This is a genomic window from Stenomitos frigidus ULC18 (genome assembly GCF_003003795.1).
In the GTDB taxonomy this organism is placed as follows: Bacteria; Cyanobacteriota; Cyanobacteriia; order Leptolyngbyales; family Leptolyngbyaceae; genus Stenomitos; species Stenomitos frigidus_A.
Window position 1 is genome coordinate 70,310 of record NZ_PVWK01000142.1, and the last position, 12,708, is coordinate 83,017.

14 protein-coding genes are annotated in these 12,708 nt (G+C 52.0%); 5 read left to right on the plus strand and 9 right to left on the minus strand.

Features of this window, described 5'->3' with window-relative positions; all coding sequences use genetic code 11:
* Positions 1-13: 13 nt before the first annotated feature.
* Both C7B82_RS26465 and proB read left to right on the plus strand, forming a co-directional pair.
* Positions 14-535 carry a YqeG family HAD IIIA-type phosphatase gene (locus C7B82_RS26465; RefSeq protein WP_106259773.1) on the plus strand — a complete coding sequence of 174 codons (522 nt, stop codon included), beginning with the start codon at positions 14-16 and terminating at the stop codon, positions 533-535.
* A 416-nt stretch (positions 536-951) separates the two neighbouring features.
* Positions 952-2,076 (plus strand): glutamate 5-kinase, encoded by a 1,125-nt coding sequence (proB, locus tag C7B82_RS26470; RefSeq protein WP_106259775.1) that lies wholly within the window; start codon positions 952-954, stop codon positions 2,074-2,076.
* Between the two features lie 9 nt (positions 2,077-2,085).
* Here proB and C7B82_RS26475 read toward each other — a convergent pair whose 3' ends face one another.
* Entirely contained in the window at positions 2,086-2,868 is a 783-nt protein-coding gene (locus C7B82_RS26475; RefSeq protein WP_106259777.1) for a response regulator transcription factor, read from the minus strand.
* A 357-nt stretch (positions 2,869-3,225) separates the two neighbouring features.
* Between C7B82_RS26475 and C7B82_RS26480 the strand changes: the two genes are divergently transcribed.
* On the plus strand, positions 3,226-3,468 hold the full coding sequence (locus tag C7B82_RS26480) for a DUF6761 family protein (RefSeq protein WP_106259778.1): 243 nt from the start codon (positions 3,226-3,228) through the stop codon (positions 3,466-3,468).
* A gap of 88 nt (positions 3,469-3,556) precedes the next feature.
* Here C7B82_RS26480 and C7B82_RS26485 read toward each other — a convergent pair whose 3' ends face one another.
* Both C7B82_RS26485 and C7B82_RS26490 read right to left on the minus strand, forming a co-directional pair.
* Positions 3,557-4,081, minus strand: a complete 525-nt coding sequence (locus C7B82_RS26485; RefSeq protein ID WP_106259780.1) for a dihydrofolate reductase family protein — start codon at positions 4,079-4,081, stop codon at positions 3,557-3,559.
* Positions 4,082-4,151: 70 nt separating this feature from the next.
* On the minus strand, positions 4,152-4,598 hold the full coding sequence (locus tag C7B82_RS26490) for an HIT family protein (RefSeq protein WP_106259781.1): 447 nt from the start codon (positions 4,596-4,598) through the stop codon (positions 4,152-4,154).
* A gap of 249 nt (positions 4,599-4,847) precedes the next feature.
* On the opposite strand from C7B82_RS26490, the gene asnS reads away from it, so the two are divergent.
* Complete coding sequence (asnS, locus tag C7B82_RS26495) at positions 4,848-6,242, plus strand: asparagine--tRNA ligase (RefSeq protein ID WP_106259783.1); 1,395 nt, start codon at positions 4,848-4,850, stop codon at positions 6,240-6,242.
* Between the two features lie 108 nt (positions 6,243-6,350).
* Here asnS and C7B82_RS26500 read toward each other — a convergent pair whose 3' ends face one another.
* The 6 genes from C7B82_RS26500 to gltD all read right to left on the minus strand — a co-directional run bounded on the left by C7B82_RS26500 (position 6,351) and on the right by gltD (position 12,312).
* Positions 6,351-6,626 (minus strand): UBP-type zinc finger domain-containing protein, encoded by a 276-nt coding sequence (locus tag C7B82_RS26500; RefSeq protein ID WP_106259785.1) that lies wholly within the window; start codon positions 6,624-6,626, stop codon positions 6,351-6,353.
* A gap of 132 nt (positions 6,627-6,758) precedes the next feature.
* Positions 6,759-8,156, minus strand: coding sequence for a sensor histidine kinase (locus C7B82_RS26505; protein ID WP_106259942.1), 1,398 nt, complete (start codon positions 8,154-8,156; stop codon positions 6,759-6,761).
* A gap of 69 nt (positions 8,157-8,225) precedes the next feature.
* Positions 8,226-10,034 carry an AAA family ATPase gene (locus tag C7B82_RS26510; protein ID WP_106259786.1) on the minus strand — a complete coding sequence of 603 codons (1,809 nt, stop codon included), beginning with the start codon at positions 10,032-10,034 and terminating at the stop codon, positions 8,226-8,228.
* A 240-nt stretch (positions 10,035-10,274) separates the two neighbouring features.
* Positions 10,275-10,424, minus strand: a complete 150-nt coding sequence (locus tag C7B82_RS32730) for a hypothetical protein (protein ID WP_181357705.1) — start codon at positions 10,422-10,424, stop codon at positions 10,275-10,277.
* 114 nt (positions 10,425-10,538) lie between these two features.
* On the minus strand, positions 10,539-10,751 hold the full coding sequence (locus C7B82_RS26515) for a hypothetical protein (RefSeq protein WP_106259788.1): 213 nt from the start codon (positions 10,749-10,751) through the stop codon (positions 10,539-10,541).
* A 76-nt stretch (positions 10,752-10,827) separates the two neighbouring features.
* The gene (gltD, locus tag C7B82_RS26520) at positions 10,828-12,312 is read right to left on the minus strand and encodes a glutamate synthase small subunit (RefSeq protein ID WP_106259790.1); all 1,485 of its coding nucleotides are present in this window, start codon (positions 12,310-12,312) and stop codon (positions 10,828-10,830) included.
* A 76-nt stretch (positions 12,313-12,388) separates the two neighbouring features.
* Between gltD and C7B82_RS26525 the strand changes: the two genes are divergently transcribed.
* Entirely contained in the window at positions 12,389-12,694 is a 306-nt protein-coding gene (locus tag C7B82_RS26525) for a ssr2422 family thylakoid membrane protein (protein WP_106259791.1), read from the plus strand.
* Positions 12,695-12,708: the final 14 nt, after the last annotated feature.

The following is a 12,708-nucleotide window of genomic DNA, read 5'->3' on the forward strand; positions in this document are numbered from 1 at the left end:
ACTATTTTTGCTTATGTCCTGTGGCGAACTTCTCCAACCCGACTTGATCTTACATGGACCGATCTTGAAGCTAACGCCTGATCTGCTGCGGCAGCATCAACTCAAAGGGTTAGTGCTTGATGTGGATGAGACGTTAGTGCCCATCCGTATGTCTGAGGTTTCAACAGAATTGCTGCCCTGGGTCAACGAGATCCGCCAGGTCGCGACGTTGTGGCTGGTGAGTAATAACATCAGTGAAGGTCGGATTCAGCGCATTGCTAAAACGTTGGATCTACCTTACATCGCGGGTGCTGGTAAACCGTCTCGCCGGAAACTAAGACGAGCAGTTGATGATATGGCCTTGCCTGTAGAGCAAGTCGCGATGGTCGGCGATCGACTGTTCACCGACGTACTTGCAGGTAATCGACTGGGCATGTTCACGATTCTTGTTGAACCGATGGTCAACCCTAACGAAGTGGTCAAACGGTCTCCTATCCATTCCTTTGAAGTTTGGCTGTCTCAAATGTTAGGGGCATCCTTTGTAACGGATAAGTAAGAGTCCCAGGTTGACCTCAAGCTTGCTTGACGTGGGTGATCAAAAATCTAAAAAAAAGCTTAAGTCAGTCAGGGATCAATGAAAACGGCTGCTAAATTGATGAACATAGTATTGGAGTCAGCTTATTTAAAGACTCTAACGACGAATGACTGTGAATATGTGTGTGGGACGCTAGACCTTTCTGATGATGGTTCTGGCGTTTCGCCATTTTAAAGTGAGTTTTTAACTCGCTCATCAATATAGCAGTTGCCACAAAGCTTAGGACATGGGGATCAAAGGGGGCGTGCCCCCAGCCAGGGGTTTTACCCCTGCACCCCGTCCTAACTAGTATGGCTATAGCTATAGTATTTAACGATTTTTAGTCTGAAAAAAGATTTGGGTTTCCTTCCTATCCTTATGGCTGTAAATATCTCATTGTGACGACTGACACCCTCTCTCAAACCCTGGTGGTCAAAATCGGTACCTCTAGCTTGACGCAACCAGAGACTGGGCGTTTAGCCTTAGCGACGATCGCGAGCCTTGTTGAGGTGCTTAGCAATCTGCGGCGGCAGGGCCATCGTGTGGTCCTGGTGTCATCGGGTGCTGTTGGTGTTGGCTGTGCTCGCCTGGGCATGACCGAACGACCACGCGCCATCGCCCTTAAGCAAGCTGTTGCGGCCGTCGGGCAGGGGCGGCTCATCCGCATCTACGACGATTTTTTTACCTCTTTGGAGCAGCCGATCGCTCAAGTCTTGCTCACTCGAAGCGATCTGGTACAGCGCAACAGCTACCTCAACGTTGAACGTACTTTTCGGCAACTGCTTCAGTTGGGTGTGATCCCCATCGTCAACGAAAACGATACGGTGGCTGTGGATGAGCTGAAGTTTGGCGACAACGATACCCTTTCGGCGCTGGTTGCCAATCTGGTTCGGGCAGACTGGCTATTTTTGCTTACTGATGTCGATCGTCTTTACTCAGCCGATCCGCGCAATGATCCCGATGCCCAACCGATTGTGCGCATCAACCGCATGGAGCAACTGCACGATCTACAGATTAGTGTTGGCAACCCCGGCTCCCGTTGGGGCACTGGCGGCATGGTGACAAAAATTGCGGCGGCACAGATTGCGACGGGTGCAGGAGTCCGTACAGTCATTACCAACGGTCGGTTTCCCAAAAATCTGGAAAAGATCTTGCAGGGTGAAGCGATCGGCACTCAGTTTGAACCCCAACCTCGACCGGCGAGTGCCCGCAAACGTTGGATTGCCCATGGCTTGGTGCCCACTGGCAAACTATACCTGGATGATGGCGCGGTCAACGCCATTCGCAGCGATGGACGATCGCTCCTCGCTGCTGGGATTGTTCAAGTAGACGGTGAGTTTCAAAGCCAGGAAGCTGTGTTGTTGTGCGAACGCTCTGGTCAAGAGATCGCCAGAGGCATCGTCAATTACCGCAGCAGCGAACTCCAGCAAATTAAAGGGCACCAATCTGACGCGATCGCGGCTATTCTCGGCTACCCTGGCGCTGAGACCGTGGTACATAGAGATAATTTGGTGCTGAGTTAAAGGATGGTTCTAACTCCTGGCACGTTCGCCTACCATCATGCGATTAGACGAACGTGCCAGGGATTTTCGGTGCGGTGGGTAATCGGTTGGTTGAGCCGATGCCGCCGTGAGAAACTCCAGATTAAATCGATAGCCCACATTACGAACGGTTTGAATGAGGCTGGGTTGACGCGGATCGGATTCGATTTTTTTGCGCAGTGACAGAACGTGAGTGTCTACCGTACGAGGATTGTCGATCGCGTCAGGCCATGCTCGTCTCAGCAACTCCAAACGGCTGAGTGGCAGGCCGCCTGCCTGCGCTAGCACATATAGCAGGCTGAACTCTTGCGGCGTTAAATCGACCAGATCACCCTTAAACCGCACTCGACGATGGACGAGATCGATCTTGAGGTCGCCATAGTCTAGCGATGCAGGGGGGGATGGCGATTTGCTGCGTCGAGTCAGTGCTTCCACCCGGGCGAGAAATTCCTGCATCCCAAAGGGCTTGGTTAAATAATCGTCAGCGCCTGCCCGTAGCCCCTCCACAATATCGGTTTCGGTGCTGCGAGCAGACAACATTAAAATAAGTGACTGCTGCTGCTGTTGGAGCCAACGACAAAATTCAATGCCGTTGCCATCGGGCAGTTCAGAGTCCAGAATGACCAGCGTTGGCTGGCGATGCTGGAACACGTCCCTTGCTTGATGCAGGTCAGCCGTTTGATGAACCCAATACCCTGCCTGCTGCAAATGCCAACCCAGTAGCGATCGCAGATGCGGATTTGCCTCGACAATTTGAATACAAAAAGCTCCCACGGAGGCTGCATTCCTCAAAGATTGTGACTATAAACCTATCAGAGCCTTCAGTGTGGGTTTGTAATCGGCGCTACCCCTACCAATTCAGCCTTTCCAGGAAGGCGTGCGTTAATTCAGCCTGATCCACTTCTAAGCGCTGCAACGGCTTTCCGGGTGGTTCAAAAAAGTTTTACATATTAAAGCCCTGAGAAAGAGCAAGATCCTAATTCATTAAAGTTAAAATGATTACAGATAGTAGTTTCGTTTAGGACAAATGATTGGAGAAATTGGTTTTGCAGTCGCAGCCTTTTGTCCTTCCCCGACACACCGCTGCCCTTTTAAGTCTTAACTGTTAACCTAACTACTCTAACGCCAACTATGTTGCAGGACACTCTCACCATCCGCTACTACCAGAAGCTAAGCGACGCCTTAGTCGACCTCTGGAACCGGGGGTATCGCTTTGACGACTTACGCCTCTTTGTGGATGGTTATCTGGCTTCTCTCAGGCACACCAATGGCCTTGAGCCCTATTTGATTCATCGGCTTGAAGAAGAGATCGTGCGCTATCTCTACGACCCGTCTAACTTTGAAAAAACTGAGACTGAGCTGGACTATCGCTAAAGCGCGATCGCATCTACCCTCCGCTCCACCACTGACTACTTCACTGTGTTGTACCGTCGTCGCTTTTGAACGGCACTTCAGAGTGCGTTTAGCTTTTCGGCTTGTTAACCGTATAAGTAATTTGTACCAGCCCTGAACTATAAGCTTGGCAGTCAATGAGGTTCAATGGCTGTGTTGAAGTGCTAGTTTGAAAGAGTGGCATACCACTGCCGAGCAAGATGGGATGGATGGAAAGAACCACCCCGTCTAGCAGCGCGTGCTCTATAAAGGGATGAATGAGCGTGGGTCCCCCGACCAACCAAATATTTTTGCCATCGGTTTGGCGTAACGCTTCCACAAAGGCTTTGACATCAGTGCGAACCGTTTTGGCATGAGGGGACGCATCAAAATCAGGCTGGCTGGAAAAGACGTAGTTTTGCTTCTCGTGATAGGGAAATTCGCCGAACGTGAGTACCTGCTCGTACGTTTTTCGTCCCATCAATATGGTGTCAACACCAGCCAGAAAGTCGGTGTAGCCATAGTCCTGGTCGGTGAAGAGCCAATCAACCTCACCGGATGGACGAGCAATGTAACCATCCAGACTCGTGGCGATATAAAGAATAAGGCGACGCATCGTGCCAAGGCCGTTCAAATTGCCTTGGCTAGATTACCACAAGAACGTCTTACACGTATGCAGATTCAAATTACAGTCGATGCTGAATGGCGTTGGCGATCGCTTGCATAAGTGGACGATCGCGCTCCTCATCAAACACGATCGACTGACGATAGGCTTGTTCGTACGACTGCGGCAACGAAGTACGGTGGGGCTCCGGTTCTGTCAAATATCTAGGAAATACGTGTGCATGTAAGGCTGGTTCCAGATTGCCCAAAATTTGGTAATTGATGCGACAGGCCTCAGTCACCTCCAGTAGGGCATCGCCTAAAACCGCCATATCGTGCAGGAACTGTATACGCCCTTGCTGATCGAGCGCATTCAAGGCAGGTATTACCGGATCTGGCAACAGCAGAGAGTAGCCACGCAAAAACTGTACATCCCCCAGAACTAGCCATCCCGACGTTACGCGACTAATAACCATTGGGTTTGTTCCGTTTCGTGCCGCTTCAACGCGACGATGAATCAAAGTTCGCATCTTCGCTTTCGATCGATAGCTTTTGTAAGATGTGTTAGCGCAGCGTAACGCACCGCCCCCAGGAGTTAATGCGTTACGTGATTGTCTTCAAGGATTAATGTGTTACGGCGATTGCCTAACACATCCTATCAAAAGCCAATGTTATTTAATTGCCATCTCTAAGCACTTTTAATTCCCATCTCTAAGCACTTTGCTACACTCAAATTCAGCGCTCCTCCCTACACCCCACACCCTACACCCCACTTCCTCATGCCTACGACTCGACGCATTGTAGATCTTCTCCGTCACGGGCAGCCTGACGAATCTGTCACCATTAAAGGCTGGGTGCGTACCAAGCGAGAGCAGAAAGAATTTAGCTTTGTGGAAGTGAATGATGGCTCTTCGTTAGCGGGGCTTCAGGTCGTTGTCAACCAAGAGGTGCCGGGGTATGCGGAGACGATCAAGCGAATCAACACAGGCGCATCGGTAGAAATTTCGGGCACCTTAGTCGAATCCCCTGCCAAGGGACAGCGCGTCGAACTCAAAGCAGCGTCGATCGCCGTGTATGGCGAAGCTGACCCAGAAACCTATCCCTTGCAGAAAAAGCGACATTCGTTTGAGTTTCTGCGAGACATTGGGCATTTGCGATCGCGCACCAACACACTCAGCGCTGTTTTCCGCGTCCGTAATGCGGCTTCGACGGCAATCCACCAGTTCTTTCAGGAACGTGGGTTTCTTTGGGTGCACACACCCATCATCAGCGCCAGCGATTGTGAAGGTGCAGGCGAAATGTTCACTGTCACCGGCTTTGATTTGAAAAAAGTGCCGTTAACGGCTGAACAGGGCGTTGACTTTAGCAAAGATTTTTTCGGCAAGCATGCTTACCTCACCGTTAGCGGACAGCTCGAAGCCGAAATTATGGCGATGGCGTTCAGCAATGTGTACACGTTTGGCCCTACTTTTCGCGCTGAGAACTCCAATACCTCGCGACACCTGGCAGAGTTCTGGATGGTCGAGCCAGAGATGGCCTTTTGCGATCTTGAAGGCGACATGGATCTGGCAGAAGCCTTCCTCAAGTACATCTTTAAGTACGTGCTGGAAACCTGCCCGGAAGATATGGAGTTTTTTAACCAGCGGATCGATAATTCCGTGCTGGCAACTGCCGATAATATCATCAACAACGAGTTTGCCCGCGTCACCTATACAGAGGCGATCGCACTGCTCGAAAAAGCCAGTAAAACCTTTGAATATCCCGTTGAGTGGGGGTTGGATCTGCAATCGGAACACGAGCGCTATCTGGCAGAAGAGCATTTCAAAAAGCCGACGATCGTCACCGACTATCCCGCCAAAATCAAAGCTTTCTATATGCGGTTGAATGATGACGAAAACACCGTCCGGGCAATGGATATCCTTGCGCCCAAGATTGGTGAAATCATCGGCGGTTCGCAGCGTGAAGAACGGTTGGATGTGTTGGAACGCCGCATCCAGGCACAGGGACTCGACCTGGCAGAGTACTGGTGGTATCTCGATTTGCGTCGCTATGGTACGGTGCCTCATGCAGGCTTCGGACTAGGCTTTGAGCGTCTTGTACAGTTCCTTACAGGCATGAGCAACATCCGCGACGTGATACCCTTTCCGCGGGCGCCGTTGGATGTAGAGTTTTAGAAAGGCGATCGCTGAGACCAATCTCCCTGCCGAATCCTTGCCACGATCGTGCCCTTACACCGTTGCAGCTACGCTAGATTCTAGCTATTGGCCAGATGAAGACGACCGTCAATAGTTTTTTGCCTGCTGATCTGTAAAACACCACAGCCATTGTTCTCCCAACTCTGCTGAACTAATCACAGGATGTCCCGTTTCCTGGTAGTGATGGCTAGCATGTTGGTTGGGGGAAGAGTCGCAACACAGCATCTTGCCACACTCCTGACAAATCCGCAGGTGCACCCATCGACTATTGGTTTTGACGCACTCTTCGCAGCGAAAGACAGGATAGTTGGCTTTTGGAATGATGGTTTCTGTCGTCAGCGTTTGTAGATGTTCGCAGGTCATACAGTCTTAAGGGTAGGTGTTGAGTTAAGGAGTTAGGCACAGAGGTTCGAACACGTGTTCAGATACTGCGGCTAGAGCGATCGCCTTGTCATCTGCTTAAAGTGAGAAATGACTTATTTGGCTAACTTTTACTTATTTTGCTAATAATGGCAAGCAGATTGTAAAACAGGTTCTGCCAGGTTTGGACTCGAAGGTCAGCGTTCCGTGGTGACGATTTTCCACGATACGGCGCACGGTTTCTAGCCCTAGCCCAGAGCCGTGACCCACCGCTTTAGTGGTAAAAAAGGGTTCAAAAACGCGCGTTTGAATGTCAGGTGGAATGCCTCTGCCGGAGTCGATGATATCAATGCGGGCACGGCGATCGCACTGCTTGGTGATGATTTCCAACACTCCTTTGCCATCCATTGCATCGATCGCGTTATCAATTAAGTTTGTCCATACCTGATTCAGCTCGCTGCCATACGCCAGCACGTTCGGGAGCTGTTGATCGTAATGGCGCTTTACCTCAATGCCATGTTTGAGCTTGTGATCAAATAACCGTAACGTATCTTCCAGCCCTTGATGCAGATTTACTTCTTGCTGCACACCTTGATCGAGATAGGAGTAGGATTTCATTGCTTTTACAAGGTCTGAAATGCGTTCAGCTCCCCGTAAGCCATGTTTCAGCATCGACATCACTTCAAAGGAAAGCGCTAACCAGTGCAAGCCCATCTCTCGTAGTTCAGTCGTATCATCTCGCCAGCGCTCGGTGATCTGTTCCAGGGCTTCTACTGCAACGCCGCCTTCGGCTAAGGGTTCTGACAGTTTCCATGCCTGCTTAACTCCGTAGTCTTCTAGCCATTCCAGCAGGGTTTCTTCACGATCGCTCAAGGTTGCCGGATCAAGGCGACCGTTGAGAATGGCATCATACCCCCGGTCACGCATCTGCAACCATTGCTGCGTATGGTCTTCTTCAACCTGACGCTGCCCGTAAACCAGACTCATCCGTTGCAACTCGACGACAGCAGCAGGAATTTCGCGGAACGATCGCACCAGGGCTGCGGCTGGGTTGTTCAGTTCATGCGCCAGACCAGCCGCGAGTGTTCCCAATGCTGCCATTTTTTCGCGCCCGCGAATGAATGACTCTAACCCCCGCGTTCGCTGCTGCATCGTGCGGAAAATCATCCGTTCAAAGTCACGGCATTCATGCAGCAAGGTGCGGAAGTCGTCGCTCTCAATTTCGTAGAGTCGGCAGTCTCCGAGCGCCCGCATGGTCACCGGAACGGGATCATCAGTCAGGATTGGAATTTCACCAAAAAACGAGGGAGCATTGTGCTGCCCGATCGGGATTTCAATGCCGTCACTGCGCCGAGTGATGCTCATTTGACCTTCGATGAGGAGAAACAAGCCTCTATGAGGATCGCCTTCATGCACCAGCACCTCTCCCGCAGGGAGCATAACCGTTTGGGCGCGATCGCATACCCACTCCAGACGTTCCTGGGGCAACTGTTGAAAGGGATTTAGATGAATCAAATCCTCAACATACAGCATGAGCATCTCCAGCTAAACGACTCACAACCTGTCCCTCTGGCGGAGTGGCGGCCCCTACTTTGTCTATATTTAACGCTGTTCAAGAAGACGTTGATAGGCGGCCGTGAAGTCATCAGCAATGATCTGAATCGCTCCAGGGTCGCTGGCTCCTTGCCGACGATAGCGACGGATGGCTTCTAACGCGGCCTGATTGGTCAGCAGCGTCAAGTCAGCCCCGTTCCAGCCCTCTGTTTGAGCTGCCCAAGACGCTAAATCGACGTCTGCTAAAGGCCGATCGTCATTGTGCACATGCAAAATCGCCAAACGACTCGCCTCGTCAGGGAGATCAACTTTTAGCTGTAAATCTAACCGTCCAGACCGCAGCAAAGCTGGATCAAGCGCTTCTGGGCGATTGGTTGCTCCTACCAACAGGACATTGGGACATTCGTGTAAGCCATCCAGTTCCGTAAGCAATTGACCCACGACGCGATCGCTCACGCCTGTATCGCCATGCCCCCCTCGCGCTGGAGCTAATGTATCCAGTTCATCAATGAAAACCACGCAGGGTGCAGCCTGTCGCGCCTTTGCAAACAAGTCTCGTACAGCCTGCTCTGAGGCACCGACCCATTTGCTCATCAGTTCAGGACCATTGACAGCAATAAAATTCGCGCGTGCTTGCGAGGCAACCGCTTTGGCAAGCAACGTTTTGCCTGTGCCTGGAGGCCCCCACAGCAAAATGCCACGCGGCGCTTTGGCTTTGGTGTGGTGGTAAAGCTCAGGATAGAGTAACGCGCCCTCAACCGCTTCTTGCAAGGTTTGCTTGAGGCTGTCTAGCCCGCCGATCGCATCCCATGTAACGTTGGGAGTTTCAACCTCCACCGATCGCAATACCGCAGGCTTCACCTGCTTGGTTGCGTGAATAAAGTCTGCCTGGTTCACGGTCATCGCCGTTGGCATGGGAGCATTCGGCGACGGCACAAACCGACGCAAGGCAGTATAAGCCGCTTTCTGGCAGAGCGCTTTGAGGTCAGCGCCCACCATGCCCACAGAGCGATCGGCGATCGCGGCCAGATCTACCCCGTTCAGAGGCATTGTTTTGGTCAGAATCTTGAGAATCTCCAGCCGTCCCGCCCGATCGGGGACACGAAACTGAACTTCGCGATCGAAGCGTCCAGGTCGGCGCAGTGCCGGATCGAGATGATCGGGGCGATTGGTTGCAGCGAGCACAATCACGCCTTTCGTTTTGGCGAAACCATCCATCAAGCCCAGCAATTGAGCGACGACACGCTTCTCGACTTCGCCTTCGACCTGGGAGCGATCGGGCGCAAGGCTGTCAATCTCGTCAATAAACACAATACAGGGTGCCGATCGAGACGCTTTTTGAAACAGGCTTCGCAAGCGACCTTCGGCTTCTCCGTAGTATTTGCCCATGATCTCAGGGCCGACGATCGCGATGTAGTTAACCCCTAGATCGTGAGCTAGGGCACGAGCCGTCAGGGTTTTGCCTGTTCCGGGTGGTCCCACCAGGAGCACACCCGATGTAGGTTCCAGCCCAAGCATGGTGAGCAAGTCTGGACGCTTAAGTGGCAACTCTACCAACTCTCGCAGTTCGCTTAAAACCTCTGTCAGCCCGCCGACGCCTTTCAGTGAGACAGGAGTGGCTGATGGTGCGTCAGTGGTATCTCTGACAGTGGCAGTTGCTGTGCGATCCGAACGGGCAGCAGCGTCAACCGTAGATCTCTGCTCTGGGCGATGGTCCGCATCACCATTAGAGGCGCGTCTCACATCCGTCGAGAATGTTTCTGGCTCTGCTCTGCCTTCAATCACTCTCACTATATCCAGCAACCCATCAACGCCCTGATCAAACAGGTCGCTAAATTCTTTCAATAAGTCATCCATACACTTCTACGTAGGGAGTGCTGGAGACGATTGCCCAGCCCAATGACTTCATTATAGACATGGGGGTGAGGAGTGAGGGGTGAGGAGTGAGGGGTGAGGGGTAAGGCGTTTTGAGTTGGAAGAGAGGGGCGATCGAAAAGGGGAAGCACTACCCAGTTTCCGTGCATCCTGCCTCATTCAAGACCATTGCAGACTTATGAATGAAGTATCTCGTCCTCATTCACAACGATAAGAGGCGCTTTAATAACCAGTAAGGTGTTCATTCACGACTGTCCGGGACTCATTCACCAGCATCCGAAGCGTATTCGCGAGTAGCCGAGACTCATTCGCGAGTATCCGAAACTCATCCACGAGTATCCAGGACTCATTCACCAGCATGCTCAGGCTCATTTCCGAACATCAGAGGCTCATTAAAGAGAATCAGCTACTCGTAAATGACGATCGTGGGTTGAACGTTGATGCGAGATACCTCACACCCCACACCCTAAACCCCACACCCTTCCATCAGTAGCTATCATCCCGACCGACCGTTTGGGTTTCAAGCAAATGATTGGCCTCATGGAGTCGGTTGGCGATCGCCTGTCGCCACACGAGATCAATGCTGGGATCGGCTAACACATCCTGAGCCAGTTCACGATACACGGCGCTGGTGGCAGCGTTTACATGTTCGAGCATACGGAGGTTGTGATAAACCACACGAGGAGAAATAGCGTCCATAGTTCCTTCCTTGAGGTGGGGATTGTCTACGCAGGGGCATGGGATTGCCACGTCCCTACCTGTTAATTTACGCTCTTTACGGCAAATCGGTGTGCTTCATGAGGTAGCGATCGCACTCGCGAGCGGCTCCTCGTCCTTCGTTCAGCGCCCAAACAACAAGGCTTTGTCCACGACGGCAATCTCCAGCGGCGAAGACACCGGGAAGGCTGGTGGTGTAGGTTTGTTCATCTGCTTTGACGTTGCTGCGGGCATCGCGATCGAGTCCGAGTGCCTCCAGCAGCGGTTGTTCGGGTCCGAGAAAGCCCATTGCCAGCAGGATCAGTTGCGCGTGAACGACCTTTTCAGTGCCCGGAACATGCTGGGGAATGAACTGCCCTTTGTCGTTTTTCGCCCATTCCACCTGAACGGTGTGGATCGCTTTGACGTGACCGTTCTCATCGCCTTCAAACCTGGTGGCGGTGGTGAGATAGCCACGGGGATCATCCCCAAACTTGGCAGCGGCTTCTTCCTGCCCGTAATCCACCTTGTACACTTTGGGCCATTCGGGCCAGGGATTGTTAGCAGCGCGAGTCAGCGGTGGTTTGGGCATAATTTCCAGTTGGGTCACACTGTTGCAACCATGCCGTAAGGAGGTGCCCACGCAGTCGGTTCCGGTGTCACCACCGCCAATGATTACCACATCCTTACCAGCCGCAGAAATGAACTGGTCGCTTTCATGACCATCGAGCACGGCTTTGGTATTCGCGGTGAGGAAGTCCATTGCAAAATGGATGCCCTTTAAGTCCCGCCCGTCGGTCGGTAAATCGCGCGGCTTGGTGGCTCCGGTGCAAAGGACGATCGCGTCAAACTCTTTGAGCAAGGTCTCAACAGGCAAGTCTTTGCCGATTTCGGTGTTGCAGACGATCGTGACGCCTTCCGCTTCGAGAACATTGAGGCGGCGCATCACCACATCTTCTTTGTCTAGCTTCATGTTGGGAATACCATACATCAGCAGCCCACCGGGACGATCGGCGCGTTCATACACCGTCACCCAATGCCCAGCCGTATTCAGTTGAGCCGCAGCCGCCAAGCCAGCGGGACCCGAACCGATAACGGCAACCTTTTTGCCTGTGCGGTTGCTAGGCGGATTGGGTGTGATCCAACCTTCTTGCCAGCCTTTTTCGGCGATCGAATACTCAATGTTCTTAATGGTGACAGGCGGGTTGTGGATGCCCAGCACACAGGAGCCTTCGCAGGGAGCGGGACACACACGCCCCGTAAATTCGGGGAAGTTGTTGGTTTTGTGCAGGCGATCGAGGGCATCTTTCCACAGTCCCCGATACACCAGATCGTTCCATTCGGGGATCAAGTTATTAATGGGGCATCCGCTCGCCATACCGCTGATGATCGTCCCGGTGTGGCAGAATGGCGTACCGCAATCCATACACCGTGCGCCTTGAGTGCGGAGATTTTCCTCCGGCATGGGCAGATGAAATTCGTCCCAATTGTGGATGCGATCGAGGGGTGTTGTCTCAGCCGCAACCTCACGCAGATATTCGATAAAGCCGGTTGGTTTTCCCATTGTGGTGTCTCAGTTTTGAAGGTTAAGCTTGGTTAATAGAGCGAAGTAGATTGTTCTGGCATGGGAAAGAGAAGCGATGCAAATACCAGAGAATCCAAACAACAATGACATTCGGGAAGCCTTGATTCAGTTAGGAATAGAATTGAATCAGATACGGGATGAGTTTGGTCAGAAATTCGAGGAACTTAATAACAAGATTGAAAAAATCACGATCAAGAAAAGCGATTACAACAGATTTGATGCTTATGGTAACGGTACGAATGGCATGGTGAGGCTATCAATCACGATCATCATTGCGACGGCTTCTATAATGGTTCTTTTTAGCCTGAGCCTAGCAGTGATCGCCATTATTACAGCGCTGTCAAACGCAAATGCGGGGTGAGGTGATAGCTTAAG

Coding starts and splice junctions, on each gene's coding strand:
- C7B82_RS26465 (WP_106259773.1), top strand. CDS start 14: ATGTCCTGTGGCGAACTTCTCCAACCCGACTTGATCTTACATGGACCG.
- C7B82_RS26480 (WP_106259778.1), top strand. CDS start 3,226: ATGTTGCAGGACACTCTCACCATCCGCTACTACCAGAAGCTAAGCGAC.
- C7B82_RS26485 (WP_106259780.1), bottom strand. CDS start 4,081: ATGCGTCGCCTTATTCTTTATATCGCCACGAGTCTGGATGGTTACATT.
- C7B82_RS26490 (WP_106259781.1), bottom strand. CDS start 4,598: ATGCGAACTTTGATTCATCGTCGCGTTGAAGCGGCACGAAACGGAACA.
- asnS (WP_106259783.1), top strand. CDS start 4,848: ATGCCTACGACTCGACGCATTGTAGATCTTCTCCGTCACGGGCAGCCT.
- C7B82_RS26500 (WP_106259785.1), bottom strand. CDS start 6,626: ATGACCTGCGAACATCTACAAACGCTGACGACAGAAACCATCATTCCA.
- C7B82_RS26505 (WP_106259942.1), bottom strand. CDS start 8,156: ATGCTGTATGTTGAGGATTTGATTCATCTAAATCCCTTTCAACAGTTG.
- C7B82_RS26510 (WP_106259786.1), bottom strand. CDS start 10,034: ATGGATGACTTATTGAAAGAATTTAGCGACCTGTTTGATCAGGGCGTT.
- C7B82_RS32730 (WP_181357705.1), bottom strand. CDS start 10,424: ATGAGCCTGAGCATGCTGGTGAATGAGTCCTGGATACTCGTGGATGAG.
- C7B82_RS26515 (WP_106259788.1), bottom strand. CDS start 10,751: ATGGACGCTATTTCTCCTCGTGTGGTTTATCACAACCTCCGTATGCTC.
- gltD (WP_106259790.1), bottom strand. CDS start 12,312: ATGGGAAAACCAACCGGCTTTATCGAATATCTGCGTGAGGTTGCGGCT.
- C7B82_RS26525 (WP_106259791.1), top strand. CDS start 12,389: ATGCAAATACCAGAGAATCCAAACAACAATGACATTCGGGAAGCCTTG.